Source organism: Streptomyces coeruleorubidus (assembly GCF_028885415.1).
Taxonomy (GTDB): Bacteria; Actinomycetota; Actinomycetes; order Streptomycetales; family Streptomycetaceae; genus Streptomyces; species Streptomyces coeruleorubidus_A.
This window is the reverse complement of sequence record NZ_CP118527.1, coordinates 2477358-2496073: the sequence shown is the minus strand read 5'-3', so window position 1 is coordinate 2496073 and position 18716 is coordinate 2477358. Positions and strand designations below refer to the sequence as shown.

Annotated in this window: 14 protein-coding genes and 1 tRNA gene; 7 read left to right on the top strand and 8 right to left on the bottom strand. The window is 69.4% G+C overall.

Features of this window, described 5'->3' with window-relative positions; translation table 11 throughout:
* Window positions 1-16: 16 nt before the first annotated feature.
* From pepN to PV963_RS11645, 4 genes are all read left to right on the top strand, one after another.
* Entirely contained in the window at window positions 17-2512 is a 2496-nt protein-coding gene (gene pepN / locus PV963_RS11660; RefSeq protein WP_274815573.1) for an aminopeptidase N, read from the top strand.
* A gap of 588 nt (window positions 2513-3100) precedes the next feature.
* Window positions 3101-4507, top strand: coding sequence for a pyridoxal phosphate-dependent decarboxylase family protein (locus tag PV963_RS11655; protein ID WP_274815572.1), 1407 nt, complete (start codon window positions 3101-3103; stop codon window positions 4505-4507).
* Window positions 4504-5970 (top strand): lysine N(6)-hydroxylase/L-ornithine N(5)-oxygenase family protein, encoded by a 1467-nt coding sequence (locus PV963_RS11650; RefSeq protein ID WP_274815571.1) that lies wholly within the window; start codon window positions 4504-4506, stop codon window positions 5968-5970. The genes PV963_RS11655 and PV963_RS11650 overlap by 4 nt, the downstream gene beginning before the upstream one ends.
* A 117-nt stretch (window positions 5971-6087) precedes the next feature.
* Window positions 6088-6453 carry a hypothetical protein gene (locus PV963_RS11645; protein WP_274815570.1) on the top strand — a complete coding sequence of 122 codons (366 nt, stop codon included), beginning with the start codon at window positions 6088-6090 and terminating at the stop codon, window positions 6451-6453.
* 137 nt (window positions 6454-6590) lie between these two features.
* Here the strand turns inward: PV963_RS11645 and PV963_RS11635 are convergent, their stop codons facing one another.
* Entirely contained in the window at window positions 6591-8396 is a 1806-nt protein-coding gene (locus PV963_RS11635; protein ID WP_274815569.1) for a bifunctional metallophosphatase/5'-nucleotidase, read from the bottom strand.
* A gap of 161 nt (window positions 8397-8557) precedes the next feature.
* Between PV963_RS11635 and PV963_RS11630 the strand changes: the two genes are divergently transcribed.
* The gene (locus PV963_RS11630) at window positions 8558-9274 is read left to right on the top strand and encodes an SIMPL domain-containing protein (RefSeq protein ID WP_274815568.1); all 717 of its coding nucleotides are present in this window, start codon (window positions 8558-8560) and stop codon (window positions 9272-9274) included.
* A 156-nt stretch (window positions 9275-9430) separates the two neighbouring features.
* Window positions 9431-10867 (top strand): pyruvate kinase, encoded by a 1437-nt coding sequence (gene pyk, locus PV963_RS11625; protein ID WP_274815567.1) that lies wholly within the window; start codon window positions 9431-9433, stop codon window positions 10865-10867.
* Between the two features lie 7 nt (window positions 10868-10874).
* On the opposite strand, the gene PV963_RS11620 is transcribed toward pyk, so the two are convergent.
* A complete protein-coding gene (locus PV963_RS11620; RefSeq protein ID WP_274815566.1) occupies window positions 10875-11624 on the bottom strand; it encodes a helix-turn-helix domain-containing protein in 750 nt (249 codons plus the stop codon).
* A gap of 107 nt (window positions 11625-11731) precedes the next feature.
* Window positions 11732-11806 (bottom strand) — tRNA-Leu (locus tag PV963_RS11615).
* Between the two features lie 103 nt (window positions 11807-11909).
* On the opposite strand from PV963_RS11615, the gene PV963_RS11610 reads away from it, so the two are divergent.
* On the top strand, window positions 11910-12566 hold the full coding sequence (locus PV963_RS11610) for an ANTAR domain-containing response regulator (protein ID WP_274815565.1): 657 nt from the start codon (window positions 11910-11912) through the stop codon (window positions 12564-12566).
* A 68-nt stretch (window positions 12567-12634) separates the two neighbouring features.
* Here PV963_RS11610 and PV963_RS11605 read toward each other — a convergent pair whose 3' ends face one another.
* The 5 genes from PV963_RS11605 to PV963_RS11585 form a co-directional block, all read right to left on the bottom strand.
* On the bottom strand, window positions 12635-13351 hold the full coding sequence (locus tag PV963_RS11605; RefSeq protein ID WP_274815564.1) for an ABC transporter ATP-binding protein: 717 nt from the start codon (window positions 13349-13351) through the stop codon (window positions 12635-12637).
* Window positions 13348-14223: an ABC transporter ATP-binding protein gene (locus tag PV963_RS11600; protein ID WP_274815563.1), complete on the bottom strand. Its 876-nt coding sequence runs from the start codon at window positions 14221-14223 to the stop codon at window positions 13348-13350. The genes PV963_RS11605 and PV963_RS11600 overlap by 4 nt, the downstream gene beginning before the upstream one ends.
* Before the next feature lie 5 nt (window positions 14224-14228).
* Complete coding sequence (locus tag PV963_RS11595; protein ID WP_274815562.1) at window positions 14229-16037, bottom strand: branched-chain amino acid ABC transporter permease; 1809 nt, start codon at window positions 16035-16037, stop codon at window positions 14229-14231.
* 4 nt (window positions 16038-16041) lie between these two features.
* The gene (locus PV963_RS11590) at window positions 16042-16971 is read right to left on the bottom strand and encodes a branched-chain amino acid ABC transporter permease (protein ID WP_274815561.1); all 930 of its coding nucleotides are present in this window, start codon (window positions 16969-16971) and stop codon (window positions 16042-16044) included.
* Between the two features lie 139 nt (window positions 16972-17110).
* A complete protein-coding gene (locus PV963_RS11585) occupies window positions 17111-18340 on the bottom strand; it encodes a branched-chain amino acid ABC transporter substrate-binding protein (protein WP_274822000.1) in 1230 nt (409 codons plus the stop codon).
* Window positions 18341-18716: the final 376 nt, after the last annotated feature.

Here is an 18716-nt window from a genome sequence, read left to right as displayed (position 1 = left end):
AGGCAGCATGTCCTGCATGTCCGTACTGACGCGCGACGAAGCGCAGACCCGAGCAGGGCTCCTCGACGTCCACCGCTACACCATCGAACTCGACCTGACCACAGGGGACGAGACCTTCGACTCCCGCACTCTGATCAGGTTCAGCGCCCGCGCGGACGGGGACACCTTCGTCGAGGTCAGGCCCGCCGAGCTGCGCTCCGTCACGCTCGACGGACAACCCCTGGACCCGGAAGCCCTGGACGGCAACCGGCTGCCCCTGAAGAACCTCACCGCCGGCGAGCACGAACTGCGCGTGCACGCGCACATGCGCTACTCCCGCACCGGCGAGGGCATGCACCGCTTCACCGACCCCACCGACGGCGAGACCTACGTCTACACCCAGCTGTTCATGGACGACGTCCAGCGCGTCTTCGCCGCCTTCGACCAGCCCGACCTGAAAGCCGTCTTCGAGCTGTCGGTGAAGGCACCGGAGGGCTGGACCGTCCTCGCCAACGGCGTCACCGAGCACACCGGCGACGGCCTCTGGAAGGCCGCCGCCACCCCGCTGATCTCCACCTACCTGGTCGCCGTCGCCGCCGGCCCCTGGCACTCCGTGCGCACCGAGCACCGCGGCCTGCCCTTCGGCCTGCACTGCCGCCGCTCCCTGGCCCCCTACCTGGACAACGACGCCGACGAACTCCTCGACGTCACGCGCGCGTGCTTCGACCGCTACCACGAGAAGTTCGACGAGCCCTACCCCTTCGACTCCTACGACCAGGCCTTCGTCCCCGAGTTCAACGCGGGCGCCATGGAGAACCCCGGACTGGTCACCTTCCGCGACGAGTTCGTCTACCGCTCCGCCGTCACCGACACCGAGCGGCAGACCCGCGCCATGGTCGTCGCCCACGAGATGGCCCACATGTGGTTCGGCGACCTCGTCACCCTCAAGTGGTGGGACGACATCTGGCTGAACGAGTCCTTCGCCGAGTACATGGGCTACCAGACCCTCACCGAGGCCACCCGCTTCACCGACACCTGGACCGACTTCGGCGTCAACCGCAAGGCCTGGGGCTACGACGCCGACCAGCGCCCCTCCACCCACCCCGTCGCCCCCGAGGCCGTCGACGACACCGCCTCCGCGCTGCTCAACTTCGACGGCATCTCCTACGCCAAGGGCGCCAGCGCACTGCGGCAACTGGTCGCCTGGCTCGGCGAGAAGGACTTCCTGGCCGGCATCAACACCCACTTCACCCGGCACAGGTTCGGCAACGCCACCCTCGCCGACTTCATCGACTCCCTCGCCGGCGCCACCGAACGCGACGTCCACGCCTGGGCCGACGCCTGGCTGCGCACCACCGGCGTCGACACCCTCACCCCGCACCTCGCCCCCGGCGAGAACGGCACCTGCGCCCTCACCGTCGACCGCACCGGCAGCCGCCCGCACCGCATCGCCGCCGGCCTGTACGACCGGGACCTCGGCGACGACGGCGGCCACCTCGTCCTGCGCGAACGCCTCCACCTGGACCTGCCGCAGACCGGCGCCCACCCCGTCGGCAAGCGCCCCGCGCTGCTCCTCCTCAACGACGGCGACCTCAGCTACGCCAAGGTCCGCTTCGACCCGGAGTCCTTCGAGACCGTCCGCAAGGACCTGTCCGGCCTGCCCGAACCCCTCACCCGCGCGGTCGTCTGGAACGCCCTGCGCGACGCCGTCCGCGACGGCGAACTGCCGCCCGCCGCCTACCTGGAGACCGCCCGGGCCCATCTCCCGCTGGAGACCGATCTCGCCATCGTCCAGGGCGTGCTCGCCTTCGCGTCCACGTACATCACCGACCGCTACGTCACGCCCGAGGCGCGGCCCGCCGCGCTCGCCACGCTCTCCGAGCTGTGCCGCGACCTCATCCGCCGCACCGAGGACGGTGACAACCCCGGCCTGCGCCTGATCGCCGTACGCCACCGCATCGACGTCGCCGCCCACCCGGACACCATCGCCGCCTGGTTCGCCGACGGCACCGTGCCCGGCGGCCCGGAGCTCGACCCCGAGCTGCGCTGGCGCGTCCTCGCCCGCCTCGCCGTCCTCGGCGCCACCGACGAGGCCGCCATCGCCGCCGAACTGGAACGCGACCCGAGCGCCACCGGCCAGGAGGGCGCCGCCCGCTGCCGGGCCGCCCTGCCCGACCCGGAGGCCAAGGCCCGCGCCTGGGAGGCGATGTTCGGCTCCGACGAACTGTCCAACTACCTGTTCACCGCCACCGCCCAGGGCTTCTGGCAGCCCGAACAGGCCGACCTGGTACGCGCGTACGTGCCGCGCTACTACACCGACGCCGTCGACGTCGCCGACCGCCGCGGCCCCGCCATCGCCGAAGCCGCCGGCCGCTGGGCCTTCCCCGCTCACGCCGTCGACCCCGAGAACCTCCGCCTCGGCGAGGAGTGCCTGCGCGACGCCGCGCCGATCCCGGCGCTGCGCCGCAAGCTCGTCGACCAACTCGACGATCTGGCACGGGCGCTGCGGGTCCAGCAGGGTCAGGAGGTCTGAGACCGGAGCCTGGGGGGTGTCCCCCGCAAAGTCCCGCCTGCCCCGCGACGCCAGGCATGCCCTCTCGCCGCACCGGGCGCACGCACCGAGCGCCGCAGGGCCCGCCCTCCGGGCGGACGACGGGACTTTGCGGGGGACACCCCCTGGGGCCCGGGTGACGCGGCTTGTCCCTTCCGCCGACGCGAGGGACCGGCCGCCCGTTCGCCGACGCGGGGGACCGGCCGCCGTTTCGCCGACGCGGGAGACCGGCCGCCCTTCCCGGCCTCGGGCCCGGCCTGGGCCGCGCGAGCCGGGCTCGGCCGAGCTGTCCCGGACGCGGCGGGCCCGGTCCGTTCCCGACGTGTCCCGCCGGACATGCTTCCGGCCCTGCTGAAACCTTCGCCGCCACGGTGGGCGGGTGCGCCCGGAGACCTCCGGACGACCGGCCCGCCCGTCCGCCGCCCGGGCCGGGGGCCCATGGCGGACGTCCCAAGGCCTAGAGCCGGTGCCGGACGGATCCGGCAGGTTTCCCCGTACGGAAGTACCTCCTCCCGCATCCGGTCGTTGGGCCTTTCGGGCGAGCCCGCCCCGCGCCCCGGAGGACAGCCCATGAGCACGCCGCCCCTCGCCGCAGGTCCCGAAGGTCCATCGGCCCTGCGGCCGTTGCTCGACACCGTGCTCCAGGCGCTGGACGAGGGCGCCCGGGCACGCGGCGGGCCGCTGCCGGCGGGCGGGCCGGACGTCGTCGCGGCGCGGATGCGCCAGGCGCTGGGCGAGGCCCTGCCCGACCAGGGCGACCCGCACGCCCTGCGCACCCTGGTCCGCGCGTTCGCCGAGGGCGCCGCCGACCCGGCACACCCCCTGTGCGCCGCCCACCTCCACTGCCCGCCCCTCGCCCTCGCCACAGCCGCCGACCTCGCGGCCTCGGCCCTCAACCCGTCCCTGGACTCCTGGGACCAGGCCCCGGCGGCATCGGAACTGGAGACGTTCGTCGCAACGGCGCTGGCCGCCGAGCTCTACGGCGCCGGGGGAGACGCGGGCACGGCCCCCGACTCCCTGATCACCACCGGCGGCACCGAGTCCAACCAGCTCGCCCTCCTCCTCGCGCGGGAGGCGTACGGCGGGTCCGTGCGGCTGGTGTGCGGGGCGAACGCCCATCACTCGCTCGCGCGGGCCGCCTGGCTGCTCGGGCTGCCCGAGCCCGTCGTCGTACCCGCCCCGGCCGGCACGCTGCACCCCGCCGCGCTCGACGAGGCCCTCTCCCGGCTGCCCGGCCCACTGCTCGTCGCCGCCACCGCCGGCACCACCGACGCCGGACTCATCGACCCCCTGCCCGAGATCACCGCCCGCTGCGCGGCCCACGGCGCCCGGCTGCACATCGACGCCGCCTACGGCGGAGGCCTCCTGTTCAGCGACCGCCACCGCGCCCGGCTCGCCGGGCTCGACGCCGCCGACACCGTCACCCTCGACCTGCACAAACTCGGCTGGCAGCCGGTCGCCGCAGGCCTCCTGGCCGTCAAGGACCCCCGCGACCTCACCGCCCTGCGGCACCGCGCCGACTACCTCAACGCCGCCGACGACACCGAGGCCGGCCTGCCGGACCTGCTCGGCCGGTCCCTGCGCACCACCCGCCGCCCCGACGTCCTCAAGCTCGCCGTCACCCTCAAGACCCTCGGCCGCAGCGGCCTCGGCGCGCTCGTCGACCAGGTCTGCACCCGGGCCCGGGACCTCGCCGCCCTCGTCGACGCGCACCCCGGTTTCGAACTCCACGCCCAACCCGTCATCAGCACGGTCCTGTTCCGGCCCGCGGGCGCCACCGACGACACCGTGGCCGCCGTACGCCGCGCGCTCCTCACCGACGGCCGTGCCGTCCTCGGCCGGGCCCGCCTCGACGGCCGGCTCTGGCTCAAGGCCACCCTCCTCAACCCCGCCACCGGGCCCGACGACCTGGCCGCGCTGCTGCACCTCGTGGCAGCCCGGCAAGCGACACTCGTGGAAGGACACACCCCCCGATGAACCCCGCGCCGCGTCCCCAGCCGCACGACGAGCCGGGCCCCGCCCCGGCCACCGCGCCCCAGCACCCGCACCACGAGCCCGACGCGCCCCGCGACCTGGTCGGCATCGGCATCGGCCCGTTCAACCTGTCCCTCGCCGCGCTCGCCCACCCGCTCGGCGAACTCGACACCGCCTTCTACGAGCAGCGCCCCGCCTTCGGCTGGCACTCCGGCCTGCTCATCGAGGGCGCCACCATCCAAGTCCCGTTCCTCGCCGACCTGGTGACCCTCGCCGACCCCACCAGCCCCTGGACCTTTCTCAACTACCTCAGGTCCCGCGAGCGGCTCTTCCCCTTCTACTTCGCCGAGCGCTTGCACATCCAGCGCGCCGAGTACGACGCCTACTGCCGCTGGGTCTGCGAGAACCTCCCGGCACTGCACTTCGGCCACCAGGTCGACGCCGTCCGCTGGAACCCCGAACGGAACCTCTTCGAAGTCGACTTCACCCAACTCGACACCGACGGAGAAGCGGAAGCCCTCGGCCGTACCTACACGCGGAACGTCGTCCTCGGCATCGGCACCGAGCCTTACGTCCCCGGCCCCCTCAAGCCCCTCGTCGAGGCCCCCGGCGTGCCCGTCGTGCACGCCGCCGACTACCTCGACCACCGCGCGGACCTCCTCGCCGCCGAGCACGTCACGGTCGTGGGCATCGGACAGTCCGGCGCCGAGATCTTCCTCGACCTGCTGCGGGGCAGGCCCGCCGGGCGCGAGAAGCTCCACTGGCTGGGCCGCACCGAGGCCTTCGCACCGATGGAGTACTCCAAGCTCGGCCTGGAGCACTTCACCCCTGACCACACCCGCTACTTCCACGCCCTGCCCGAGTCCGCCCGCGACCGGCTCGTCGCCGGGCAGTGGCAGCTGCACAAGGGCATCGACGCCGCCACCATCGCCGCCATCCACGACGAGCTGTACCGCCGCACCCTGCACGGCGGCTGGCCCGACGCCGTCCTCACCCCCGGCGTCCGGATCCGCACCGCCGGCCGCGTCGCGACGACCAAGGTGGAACTGCACCTGGAACACGGCCCGCAGGACAGCCGCTCCCGCCTCACCACCGACGCCGTCGTCCTCGCCACCGGCTACCGCCAACGCCCCCTCGACCGCATCCTCGCCGGCCTCGACCCCTGCATGCGCCGCGACGGCCAGGAGCGCCCGCGCATCGACGAGGACTACCGCCTCGTCCTCGACCCGTCCGTCACCGGCACGGTCTACGTCCAGAACGCCGAGACCCACACGCACGGCGTCGGCGCCCCGGACCTCGGCCTCGCCGCTTGGCGCAGCGCGAACATCCTCAACTCCCTGACCGGCGAAGAGGCGTACGCGCTCCCGCGCCGCACCGCCTTCACCACCTTCGGCCTCACACAACGGCAGCAGGTCCCGCCGCCCCGCGAGGCACCGGCACTGACCCCGCTCGTGGACCGAAGGTGACGCGACCCCGACGCCTTCCAAAGGGACGACTTCACCTAGGGGAGAGACCTGATGCGGTGCTGCTCTGTGCTCATTACCGTCGAGGTCACGGAGCGGTGCTGACAGCATGAAGGAGACATGGTGACTGTGGACGAGCCTGGGGTGTACGAAATCCGGATTCACGGATGCCTGAGCGTGCAGGAGGCGTTGGCGCTGCAGGAGCCGGTCGAGCGTCTGCTGTGTCCGGACCCCGACCACACGCCGCCCTGTGACGTGCCGTGGAGTTTCACCCTCGGTGACGACGAGCAAACTGACGACGGCATCGAGGCCAAGGTCCTCGTCCTGGGCGTCTACACGCCGGGCAGGCGGGCCGCGCAGGTGGCTGACCAGGTGCGCGGCGTTGTGGGTGAGACCCGGCCAGTCACGGTGCGCGCGGCTGCTGCCGGAGAGTTCGAGGAGCTGGCAGAGCAATATCGGATCGAACGCGCTGTCAGGCAGAGCTGACATCCCGTTGAAGCAGCGGACGACGTCACGGACAGTGTCCTCGTCGGCCTGCACGAGACGCGCGATCACCGGGACGCCGTTCCCGCCCGCCGACGCCGGCAGCATCATCGCCCCGGTGATCGCTTCAGGTCACAGCACTAGAAGACGGGCGTGCCGTTCCGCGTGAGCTTCCAGTCCACCGCCGCGAACTCGGCCGGGTCGATGGACCCCTTCGCCTTCACCCAGGCGATCATGGTGTTGCGGATCTCTTCCGAGTTCGACCACAGCAACTGCGCGGCGGCGACATGCGGGAAGTTGCCGCCGCCGTTGGCCCGGTAGTTGTTCACCGCGAACACGAACGTCGCGTCGTCCGCGAGCGGCTGCCCCCCGAACCGCACGTTCGTCACCCGCGAACCGGCCGGCTTCGCGATGTCGATCTCGTACGCCAGACCGCTCACCACGTCGTAGTTGTAGTCCGGCGTGCCGTTCGCGTTCGTCAGCTTCGCCGGATCCACCGCAGCACCCGGCGCCGTCTGCACGAAGTAGTTCGCCGAGAACTCCAGGTACGCCTTCATCTGCGCACCCGTCATCAGACGTGCCTCCAGCGTGTTCTCGAAGACGTACAGACCCGCCACGTCCCGGATCGTCACCTCGCCCGCCGGGATCCGGGCGGACCGCGAGAAGCACGCCGCCTGCGACAGCACCGGCAGCGAGGCGTGCTCCGTGCCCGCCAGGGCCTGCTTCACCGTGTCCGCCTGGATGCGGTTGATCAGATCGATGATCGGCACGTCCTTGTACGGCGCCTCGGCCGACGTCATCTCCGCCGCGTTCGTACCGATGACCTGGTTGACGTACGCCACGACCTTCTCGTGCTCGTCCGACAGCAGCCGGACGATCTTCGGGTCCTCCTCCACGGTGTTGGAGTTGAGGACCCGCGCGCCCACCTTCTCGACCTTCCAGCAGCCCTTCTCCCAGACCAACTCGAAGTCGAAGAGCGTGAGCCGCTGCCCCCACTTCAGCGGCTCGGACAGCACGACCTGCTTGCCCGTCTTCTTGTTGGTCACGAAGTACTCGGGGATCTCCGTGTGCGCGTGCCCGACCAGGATCGCGTCGATGCCCGGCACCTGCTCGGCCACCAGCCCGGCCGCGTTCTCGATGTACGGCAGCTGGTCACCGTAGGACGACGTCCCCGACGAACCGCTGTGCGCCGACACGATGACGACGTCCGCGCCCATCGACCGCAGCTTCGGCACCCACTTCGCCGCCTGCTCCTCCAGACCCGGGAACGTCATCTTCCCCTGCACGTTCGCCTTGTCCCAGATCGCGATCCCCGGGTTCGTCAGACCCAGCACCGCCACCTTCACATCCCGCCCGAACGGCGTGCGCAGCCGGTGCATGCTGTACGGCGCGAAAGCGGGCCGCAGCGTCTTCGCGTCCAGCGCGTTCGCGCCCAGCAGCGGGAAACGGCACTGCTGCTCGAACTTCCGCAGCACCGGGATGCCGTAGTTGAACTCGTGGTTGCCGAGCGCCGCCGCGTCGTAACCCATGGCGTTCATGGCCTGCGCCATCGGATGCACCGGGCCGCCCTCGGCCGTGATCGGGTCGACCTTGGCGTAGTAGTACGACAGCTGCGTGCCCTGGATGGTGTCGCCCGCGTCGATCAGCAGCGTGTTGCGGCGGCCCTTCTCCTCGCGGACGCGGTTCACCAGGGTCGAGACCTTGGCGAGACCGACGTCGTTGTGGTCCTTGTCGTCGAACTCCTTGTCCGTGAAGTAGTCCCAGTTGAATACGTTCCCGTGCAGGTCCGTCGTCCCCAGCACGGTGAAGGCGTACCGCTTCGCGCCCCGCTTGTCCGCGCGCGCCTCGGCCGCCTGCGCACCCGGCGCCCCGACCGCACCGGCCAACGCCACCCCCGCCCCGGTCACGGCGGACTTCTCCAGGAACTTCCGGCGGTTCAACGGCATGTCTGGCTCCTCGCGGAATCTGTGAACGACGCGCGTAGATAACGCGCGTAGATTCTGACCCGTTCATGACCGGCAGCAACAGCCCCGCCAGGTTGCGATCTGATGACTCGACCCACCGGCTCCACGCCTGTGGCCAGCCAAGACATGACAGAGTGGGGCGTATGACCGCGCCCACGGCAGACCCCTCCCAGCCCGCCGTCCCCTACGGCACACCCGACGCCCCCCGCATCGCCGTCCGCGGCGAGGCCCGCCTCGAAGTCGACCCCGAGATCGCCCGCATAGGCATCACCGTCGCCGCCCGCGGCCGCGACCGCCGCTCCGCCCTCGACGACCTCACCCGCCGCAACGCCGGCGTCCTCGACCTCGTGAAGTCCTACGGCGACGCCGTCGAACGCCTGGAGACCGGCGCCTTCTCCATCACCCCCGAACTCACCAAGCACGGCCGCGGCGAACGCGTCCGCACCTACCACGGCAGCGTCCACGTCACCGCCGAACTCACCGACTTCACCGCCCTCGGCGAACTCACCACCCGCCTCGCCGACCTGGAACTCACCCGCGTGGACGGCCCCTGGTGGGCCCTGCGCCCCGACTCGCCCGCCCATCGCGAAGCCCGCAAGAAGGCCGTACGGGAAGCCGTCCAGCGCGCCCGCGAGTACGCCGAGGCACTCGGCACCACCCTCTCCGCCCTGGTCGAACTCGCCGACATCGGCGCCGAGAACGCCCCGCCGCCCTACCCCCAGGCCCCCGGCCGCGCACGCTCCGCCGCCTTCGGCGCCGCCGAGAACGCCCCGGCGGCCCCCCTCGACCTCGAACCCCAGCGCCAGCGGGTCCACGCCCAGATCAACGCCCGCTTCACGATGGTGCCGCCGCAGCTCTAGCCGGCCTATTCCGAAAACCCGACCGAATTCCTCGGGGTGCTCATCGGAGCACCCCGCCGCACAATTCAACGCTTGTCAATAACGCTTCACTCAAAGTCTGTTGAGTGGTCACGCTCGACCAATTCTCTACCAGTCGGTAACTCATAGGCTCAGACCATGCGCCGAGCAAAGATCGTCTGTACCCTTGGGCCCGCCACCGACTCGTACGACCAGATCAAAGCACTGGTCGACGCCGGAATGGACGTAGCCCGCTTCAACCTCAGCCACGGCGGACACGCCGAACACGAGGAGCGCTACCACCGAGTGCGAAAGGCCGCCGACGAAACGGGCCGCAGTGTCGGCATCCTCGCCGACCTTCAAGGCCCGAAAATCCGGCTCGGCCGCTTCACCGAAGGCCCCGTACTCCTTGAACGCGGCGACACCTTCACCATCACCGTCGAAGAAGGCGTCGAAGGCGACCGAACCATCTGCGGCACCACCTACGCCGGACTCGCGGACGACGTCACCACCGGCCAACGCATCCTCGTCGACGACGGCAAGGTCTGCCTGGAGGTCACCGAGGTCGACGGCCCCCGCGTCCACACCACGGTCGTCGAAGGCGGCGTCATCTCCGACCACAAGGGCCTCAACCTCCCCGGCGTCGCCGTCTCCGTCCCCGCCCTCTCCAAAAAAGACGAGGACGACCTCCGCTGGGCCCTGCGCACCGGCGCCGACGTCATCGCCCTCTCCTTCGTCCGCACCGGCCGCGACATCCAGGACGTCCACCGCATCATGGACGAGGAAGGCCGCCGGCTCCCCGTCATCGCCAAGGTCGAAAAACCCCAGGCGGTGGAGAGCATCGACGACATCGTCGCGGCGTTCGACGGCATCATGGTCGCGCGCGGAGACCTCGGCGTCGAAATGCCGCTGGAACAGGTTCCGATCGTTCAAAAGCGCGCCATCAAACTGGCGAAGCGCAACGCCAAACCGGTGATTGTGGCGACCCAGATGCTCGACTCGATGATCGACAACGCCCGCCCGACACGTGCGGAAGCCTCCGACGTCGCCAACGCGGTCATCGACGGCACGGACGCCGTCATGCTCTCCGGCGAAACGAGCGTCGGCAAACACGCGACCGAAACGGTCAGGACAATGGCCCGCATCGTCGAAGCGGCGGAGGAAGACATCCTGGCCAAAGGCCTCCCGCCGCTCACGGAACACAACAAACCCCGCACCCAGGGCGGCGCGGTAGCCCGGGCGGCAGCCGAAATGGGCGACTTCCTGGGCGCGCGATTCCTGGTCGCCTTCACCCAGTCCGGCGACACGGCCCGCCGCCTCTCCCGCTACCGCTCCCCGATCCCCCTCCTCGCCTTCACCCCCGACCAGGCCACCCGCTCCCAGCTCAGCCTGACCTGGGGCGTCGAGACGTTCCTCGGCCCCTGCGTGGACTCCACGGACGCGATGGTCGACCAGGTCGACGAACTACTCCTGCGCTACGGCCGCTGCCAGAAGGGCGACACGGTCGTCATCACGGCCGGCTCACCTCCCGGCGTCTCCGGCTCCACGAACATGGTCCGCGTCCACCACATCGGCGAGGACGACAGCCCGAAGTAGGGCGCCGTCAGTATTTGGGTCCTACGTGGGCGTCCATGAGGGCTACGGAGGGTTTGCGGGCGACGGAGATGTTGCGTGCGTTGGTCTGCTTCCACTCGACGCCGACCTGGTCGAGGGTGATGGTAAAGAGCCCGATGATGTCGGCCGAGAGGTTGGTGAAGAAGTACCGGGGATATTCGTAGCGCTTCCGCTCACCGCCCACGAGGCGGGTCGTCCAGTTGGTGATCCGGCAGCCGTCGGAGTGGATAAGCCCCCGGATGAACTCCCAGGGGTGGTTGTCGACGATGACCTGTTGCCAGGGTTCGAGGGCGATGCGGCGTTCGTGTTTCTTGCCGGGTCCGTGCTGGGGGAAGAAGTACGGCCAGTGCCTGCTGTAGCTGACCACTGAGACGTATCCCTGAGCCTGAACGCGAGAGGCGCACCCGGTCGGGTTGGTGGTGCGCATGGCACTCTCGCATGCTTCGATCAGACCGGGCCAAGAGTTCGCGCACGCGATTCTCAGGTAATAGCCGGTGCCGCGAGGGTGGCCGCTGATGCAGCCATCGCCGAGATGGAGACCCAGAAGGTAGGCGTACGCGCACTCGTCGGCGGGCGGACCGGGGTCTGGAGGTGCTGCCATACGGGGCAGCGGCTCAAGGCGGTCCTGCCAGGAACGGATCGCGGCCCGCGAGATGCCTGTCTCACGGCTCACCGAATTCAGGCTGCGGCCCTGGGCCACCAGCGCGAGCGCTCGCTCGCGTGTACTGACGTCGTACATGGAGGCCACTGTGAGGCGGTGATCATGACGACACGCAGAAAGAAGCGGATGTTCACGAGAACGTGGACATCCGCTTGTAAACAGTGACCTTGGAAATGAAGGAAAAGTGCCCCGGGTCGGACTCGAACCGACACTGTATGGGTTTTGAATCCATTGCCTGCTGCCAATTGGGCTACCGGGGCCCGGTGAATCGAAGGTTGACCTCGACCCTCCGCCTGACCACCATACCGCAGCTAGGTACGCTCTTGGGAGCAGTACCGGCCTGCCCCGTACCAAGGAGCCCACGTGAGCGCCCCCGAGTCGCCCCAGCCTGTTGACGTGCCTGATGAGGACAACTCGCACGTGCCTCCGATGACGACCCGGGTCGTCATCGCCGAGGACGAGGCCCTGATCCGGCTCGATCTCAAAGAGATGCTGGAGGAGGAGGGGTACACCGTCGTCGGTGAGGCCGGGGACGGGGAGCAGGCCGTGGAGCTGGCTCGTGAGCACCGCCCCGACCTGGTGATCCTGGACGTGAAGATGCCGAAGCTGGACGGTATCTCCGCGGCGGAGAAGATCGCCGAGGAGAGCATCGCGCCGGTGCTGATGCTGACCGCCTTCTCGCAGCGCGACCTCGTGGAGCGGGCCCGGGACGCCGGTGCCATGGCGTACCTGGTGAAGCCGTTCAGCAAGACGGACGTCGTGCCGGCGATCGAGATGGCCGTCTCGCGTTTCACGGAGCTGAAGGAGCTGGAGAAGGAGGTCGCGGACCTCACGCTGCGGCTGGAGACGCGGAAGCTGGTTGACCGGGCCAAGTCCATCCTGCAGACGGAGTACGGGCTGACCGAGCCCGCCGCGTTCCGGTGGATCCAGAAGACGTCGATGGACCGGCGGATGTCTATGCAGCAGGTCGCGGAGGCGGTCATCCAGGACGCGGAGGAGAAGAAGGCCAACAAGGGCTGAGAGCAGAGAAGAGGCCCGCCCCCTTTCCGAACCGGAGGGGGCGGGCCTCTTCGTGTACGGGCCGGACCTCAGTCCTCGCCCAGGTACGCCTTCCGTACCGACTCGTCGTGCAGCAGGTCCTGCCCCGTCCCGGACAGGACGACGTTGCCGACCTCCATGACGTGGCCCTGATCGGCGAGCGAGAGCGCGGCCTGGGCGTTCTGTTCGACGAGCAGGATGGTCGTGCCCTGGGACTTCAGCTCGGAGATCGTCGCCATGATCTTCTGCATCATGATCGGGGAGAGGCCCATGGAGGGCTCGTCGAGCATGAGGAGCTTGGGCCGGGACATCAGGGCGCGGCCCATGGCGAGCATCTGCTGTTCGCCGCCGGAGAGGGTTCCCGCGGCCTGCTTCCTGCGTTCCCCGAGGATGGGGAAGAGGTCGTAGGCCCGCTGGATGTCCTTCTCGATGCCTTCCTTGTCCTTGCGGAGGAACGCGCCGAGCTGGAGGTTCTCCGCGATGGTGAGGCGGGGGAAGATGTGCCGGCCTTCGGGGGAGTGGGCGAGGCCGAGGGCGACGATCTTGTGGGCGGGTACCCCGCTCAACGGCTTGCCGTCGAAGACGATCTTCCCGGACGTCGGCTTCAGCAGGCCCGACAGCGTGCGCAGGGTGGTCGTCTTGCCGGCGCCGTTGGTGCCGATGAGAGTGACGACCTGGCCGGCCTCGACGGTGAAGGAGATGCCTTTGACGGCTTCGATCTTGCCGTAGGAGACCCGGAGGTCCTCGACCTCGAGGAGTGCGGTCACTTGGCTTCTCCCTTGGTGCTGCTGGCGGTGCTGGGCGCGTCGGCGGCGGCTTCGGCGGCGGCCTCGGCTGCTTCGACCTCCGCGGCTTCGGCCTCTCCGGGGTCGCCTTCGAACGGCTCTCCCAGGTAGGCGGCGATGACGCGCTCGTCGGCCTGGACGACTTCGGAGGTGCCCTCGACGAGCTTCTCGCCCTGGACGAGGACGGCGACGCGGTCGCACAGGTTGAACACGAAGCGCATGTCGTGCTCGATGAGGAGGACGGCGACGCCCTTGTCGCGGATGGCGAAGACGAGTTCCTCGGTGGCCCGGGTCTCCTGGGGGTTCATGCCGGCCGTCGGCTCGTCGAGCAGGAGCAGGCCGGGCTCGCTGGCCAGGGCGCGCGCGATCTCCAGCTTGCGCTGTTCGCCGTAGGGGAGGTTGCGTGCCAGGTGGTCGCGCTTGTGGGCGAGGCCGATGAACTCGAGGAGTTCCATGGCGCGTTCCTCGCTGGCGCGTTCGGCCTTCTTGAAGCCGGGGCCGCGCAGGAGGGCGGACCACAATCCCTCTTTGGTCCGTGTGTGGCGGCCGACGAGGACGTTTTCCAGGACCGTCATGTTGGCGAACAGGCGGATGTTCTGGAAGGTCCGGGCGATGCCGGCCTGGGTGACCAGGTGGGGTTTGGGCGGCAGGACGGTGCCCTTGTAGGAGACCGTGCCTTCCGTCGGGACGTACAGGCCGGTCAGGCAGTTGAAGAAGGTGGTCTTGCCGGCGCCGTTGGGGCCGATCAGTCCGACGATCTCGCCGGAGTTGACCGTGAAGTCGACGGAGCGGACGGCGGTAAGGCCGCCGAAGCGCATCGTGACGTCGCGTGCTTCGAGTACAGGTGTGGTCATGATGGTTACGCCCCCGCCTTGGTGACGGCCGGTTCGTCGGTCAGCGTGGTCTGTTTGGGTACGTCGAGTTGGCCGGTCTCGTGGAATTCGAGCTGGCGCCGGCGGTTGGCGATGATGCCTTCGGGGCGGAAGCGCATCAGCAGGATGAGCGCGATGCCGAAGGCCAGGAGCGACTTGTCCTGGAGGAACACCAGCTTTTCGGGGAGCAGGTAGAGCAGGGCCGCGCCGAGGAGCGGTCCGGCGACCGTGCCCATGCCGCCGAGGACGACCGCGGCCAGGAGGAACGCGGAGTTGGGCGGGGTGGAGCCGGCGAACTGGTATGGCGTGGGGACCACGCTGTAGGTGACGTGGGCGCTGACGGTGCCGGCGAGGCCGGCGAGTGCGGCGCCGAGGGCGAAGGCGACGAGCTTGACGCGGAAGCCGTTGATGCCCATGGCGGTGGCGGCGGTCTCGTCCTCGCGGATGGCGATCCAGGAGCGGCCGATGCGGGAGTCCGCCGCACGCGTGTACACCAGGACCACGATGGCCATGATGAGGACCATCAGTAGGTAGTAGTTGGCGAACCGGCCGAGGGTGAATCCGCCGATGTCGTGGGCCTGGCCGAAGTTGAACCCGAACATGTTCAGGTCGGGGATGGACGGGATGCCGTTGGGCCCGTTGGTGAGGTCCGGGCCTGAGTCGCCGTCCATGTTGTTGACGGCGATGCGGAAGATCTCTCCGAAGCCGAGGGTGACGATGGCGAGGTAGTCGCCGCGCAGGCGCAGGGTCGGGGCGCCGATGAGGACGCCGAAGACGAGGGAGGCTGCGGCGCCGGTGAGGGCGGAGGCCCAGAAGGGGAACTGGACGCCGGAGATGGTGGAGAACTCGGAGCCGGAGACGAGGGCGGCGGTGTAGGCGCCGACGCCGAGGAAGGCGACGTATCCGAGGTCGAGGAGTCCGGCGAGGCCGACGACGATGTTGAGGCCGAGGGCGACCGTCCCGAAGATCAGGATGTTGACGCCGATGTTGGCGTAGTGGTCGTCGGTTTGGGTGAAGGGGAAGGCGATGGCCGCGGCGAAGCCCATGGCGAGGGTGAAGCTGCGGTTGGCGGCGACCAGTGCGGAGAAGCGGTCGAGGAGGCCGGCGGTGTGCAGCGCCCACATGGCGAAGGTGACGACGAAGAGGTAGCCGACGAAGAGTTCGCCGTATTCGGTGTCGATGCCGTAGGTGAAGACGCCGAGGCCGATGATGGTGGCGACGGTGATCACTGCCCGCTGGACCCAGCCGCTGCTGGCCTGGGCGGCGGGGATGCGGTCGGGTTTGGCGATGTAGGCCTTGAGGGCTTCCTTCGTGCCGTCGGTGCCCCGCTCCTGGGGGAGGGCGAAGGCGCCGAGGAGGGGCAGGAGGGAGGCGATGGCCGCGATCCAGCCGCCGGGTTCGAGGTTGACGACACCGCCGAGTTCGGCGCTGATGGCGATGACCGTGAACCAGGTGACGGCGAAGCCGCCGAGGGCGGTGAGGACGAGGGGTGCGTTGTTGCGGGCGGGCAGCAGCCAGCCCAGGCCGCGGATGCCGTACGAGGCGAGCGCGAACAGTGCGGTGAGGACGCCGGCGGTGAAGGTGAGCCACTGCAGGCCGCCGGGGTAGCCGTTGATGGTGAGGTCGCCGGGGAACTCGTCGGTCCAGGTCCAGGCGAGGAAGGCGGAGGCCGCGGTGGCGATGCCGCCGGCGAGCAGGAGGGCGCGGGCGGCCGCTTCGGGCAGCGGTATCAGGCCGCGGGGTGCGGGCGGGGTGGGCACGGCGTCCGGGGCGGGGGTCTTGGTCGTCTCGGTCATGTGATCACGCCCTGTCCGCGACGCGCTCGCCGAGCAGGCCCTGTGGCCTGAAGAGGAGCACGAGGATGAGGAGGCAGAAGGCCCACACGTTGGCCCAGCTCTGGCCGCCGAGCTGCTGCATGCCGGGGATCTCGTCGATGTAGGCGGAGGCGAGGGTCTCGGCGATGCCGAGGACGACGCCGCCGAGCATGGCGCCGTAGATGTTGCCGATGCCGCCGAGGACGGCCGCGGTGAACGCCTTGAGGCCCATGAGGAAGCCCATGCGGTAGTCGACGTTGCCGTACTTGAGTCCGTAGGCGACGGCCGCGACGGCGGCGAAGAAGCCGCCGATGGCGAAGGCGATGACGATGATGCGGTTGGTGTCGATGCCCATGAGCTGCGCGGTGTCGGGGTCCTGCGCGGTGGCCTGCATGGCGCGGCCGGTGCGGCTGCGGCGCACGAAGAAGGCGAGGGCGGCCATGCAGAGGATGGCGGCGAGGATGAGGAAGATGTCGGCGTCCTTGATGGTGACGGAGCCGATGTCGTGGGTGGCGTCGAGGCCGGGGAAGGCGCGGGCGCGGTCGGCGCCGGGGTAGAAGTTGCGCACGACCTCCTGGAGCGCCAGGGAGAGGCCGATGGCCGTGATGAGCGGTGCCAGTCGTGGTGCTCCGCGCAGTGGCCGGTAGGCGAACCGTTCCGCTCCGACGGCGATGAGGATGGCCACGATGGCGCCGCCGAGGAGCATGAGGGGAACGGCGAAAGCCATCGAGGTGCCGTCGGGGAGGATGTAGAAGTAGACCGTGAGGGCGCCGAACGCTCCGGTCATGAAGATCTCGCCGTGCGCGAAGTTGATGAGCTGGACGATGCCGTAGACCATCGTGTAGCCGATGGCTATCAGCCCGTACATCGAGCCGAGAAGCAGCCCGTTGGCCAGCTGCTGCGGCAGGGTGTTCACCGCATGGCCTCCATGTCGCTGGTGGTGGTGTGCACTGGATGTGTGCGTGGTCGTGTGATGGGTGGGGGTGTGAAAACGGGCCGCGCGGTCGGGGTCCTCCTTCCGCGCGGCCCGTGGTGCGGCTAGTGGGGGGCCGGGACTACTTCAGGTCGGCGGTGCCGGTCTCGACGTCCTTCCAGGCACCCTTCTCGACCTGGTACACCGTCAGCTGCTTGTTGGTGGTGTCGCCGTACTGGTCGAAGGAGATCTTGCCGGTGAGGCCTTCGAAGTCGGACTTCTGGACTCCGTCGACGACCTTGGAGCGCAGGTCGTTGATGTCGGTGGGCACCTTGCCGCCGTTGGCGTCGGCCGCGGCCTTGACGGCCTTGATGATGGCCGTGGTGGCGTCGTAGGCGTACGCGCCGTAGGCGCCGTAGTCGCCCTTGTAACCCTTGTCCTTGTACGTCTGGATGAACTGCTTGGCCGCGGGCAGGGTGTCGGCGGGGACACCGATGGCGGTGGCGAGGTCACCCTCGGCGGCCTTGCCGGCGGCCTCGATGTAGGTGGAGGCGAACATGCCGTCGCCGCCGAACAGCGGGATCTTGACGCCGGCGTCCTTGAGCTGCTTGGTGATCAGCGCGGACTCGTCGTACTGGCCGCCGTAGTAGAGCAGGTCGGCACCGGAGTTCTTGATCTTCGTGACGAGGGAGCCGAAGTCCTTGTCGCCGGTGTTGACGTGGTCGGTGCCGACGACGGTGCCGCCGAACTTCTTGTACTGCTCCCCGAAGATCTTCGCGAGGCCGGCGCCGTAGGTCTGCTTGTCGTCGACGATGAAGGCCTTCTTCTTCTTGAGGCCGTTGTACGCGTAGCCGGCGGCGAAGCTGCCCTGGAGTTCGTCGGTGGTGGCGGTGCGGAAGTACGTCTTGTAGGGACGCTTCTTGTCCGTCTGCCAGTTCTTGCCCTGGGTCAGCTCGGGGTTGGTGTTGGCCGGGGAGATCTGGACCATGTTGGCCGAGGCGAACACCTGCTGCATCGTCTGGGCGACGCCGGAGTTCAGCGGGCCGACGGCGCCGACGACGGTCTTGTCGCCGGTGAGGCTGGTGGCGTTGGACTGGCCGGTGGCGGGCTGGGCCTTGTCGTCCAGGGCCTTGAGCTTGAATTTCACGCCCGGGACCCAGTTGTTCTTGTTGGCGTCGTCGACGGCTATCTGGGCGCCGTACTGGATGCCGAGGCCGGTGGTGGAGTTCTCACCGGAGAGGGGGGCGTCGACGCCGATGGTCAGGGTCGTGCCGCTCCCGCCGTCTCCGCTCTTGTCACCGCTGTCGTCTCGGGAGCCGCAGGCGGTGAGAGTCAGAGCTCCGGTCGTGAGAACGGAGGTAAGAATCACCAAGGAACGCTGTCGCACAATCAGTCCTTTCACAGGCAGGCCCGCCCTGGTCGGGGGGTGAGTGCCGCGCTGGTACCGAACTCCCGATGGAGCGGTGACTGGCCGTGACTCTAAGCCCGGTGTGCAGGCAGGGTCAGCGTCGTGGGACGGCTTGTGACTTTCTTGTTATGACGCGATGGATGCCCGGCTTCGCCGGGGGGCCCTCTCGGCGGGTTTGGTGGACTCTGTCCGATGTCCGCATTCTGAGAACGCGCACTTCCGGTTGGTCGCGGCTGGGATCGTCGTGGTTGCCGGGGTGCGGGCGGCGTGGACCGGATCGGAATGGTTCCGGCAGGGGGCGCGGCCGAAGATCAAACTGTCGTGTTGTATTGCGCGTGTG

Excerpts from the sequence above, each read along its gene's own strand:
- PV963_RS11650 (WP_274815571.1), top strand. The coding sequence starts at position 4,504 with ATGAACCCCGCGCCGCGTCCCCAGCCGCACGACGAGCCGGGCCCCGCC.
- pyk (WP_274815567.1), top strand. The coding sequence starts at position 9,431 with ATGCGCCGAGCAAAGATCGTCTGTACCCTTGGGCCCGCCACCGACTCG.
- PV963_RS11595 (WP_274815562.1), bottom strand. The coding sequence starts at position 16,037 with ATGACCGAGACGACCAAGACCCCCGCCCCGGACGCCGTGCCCACCCCG.
- PV963_RS11620 (WP_274815566.1), bottom strand. The coding sequence starts at position 11,624 with ATGTACGACGTCAGTACACGCGAGCGAGCGCTCGCGCTGGTGGCCCAG.
- PV963_RS11645 (WP_274815570.1), top strand. The coding sequence starts at position 6,088 with ATGGTGACTGTGGACGAGCCTGGGGTGTACGAAATCCGGATTCACGGA.
- PV963_RS11635 (WP_274815569.1), bottom strand. The coding sequence starts at position 8,396 with ATGCCGTTGAACCGCCGGAAGTTCCTGGAGAAGTCCGCCGTGACCGGG.
- PV963_RS11655 (WP_274815572.1), top strand. The coding sequence starts at position 3,101 with ATGAGCACGCCGCCCCTCGCCGCAGGTCCCGAAGGTCCATCGGCCCTG.
- pepN (WP_274815573.1), top strand. The coding sequence starts at position 17 with ATGTCCGTACTGACGCGCGACGAAGCGCAGACCCGAGCAGGGCTCCTC.
- PV963_RS11630 (WP_274815568.1), top strand. The coding sequence starts at position 8,558 with ATGACCGCGCCCACGGCAGACCCCTCCCAGCCCGCCGTCCCCTACGGC.
- PV963_RS11600 (WP_274815563.1), bottom strand. The coding sequence starts at position 14,223 with ATGACCACACCTGTACTCGAAGCACGCGACGTCACGATGCGCTTCGGC.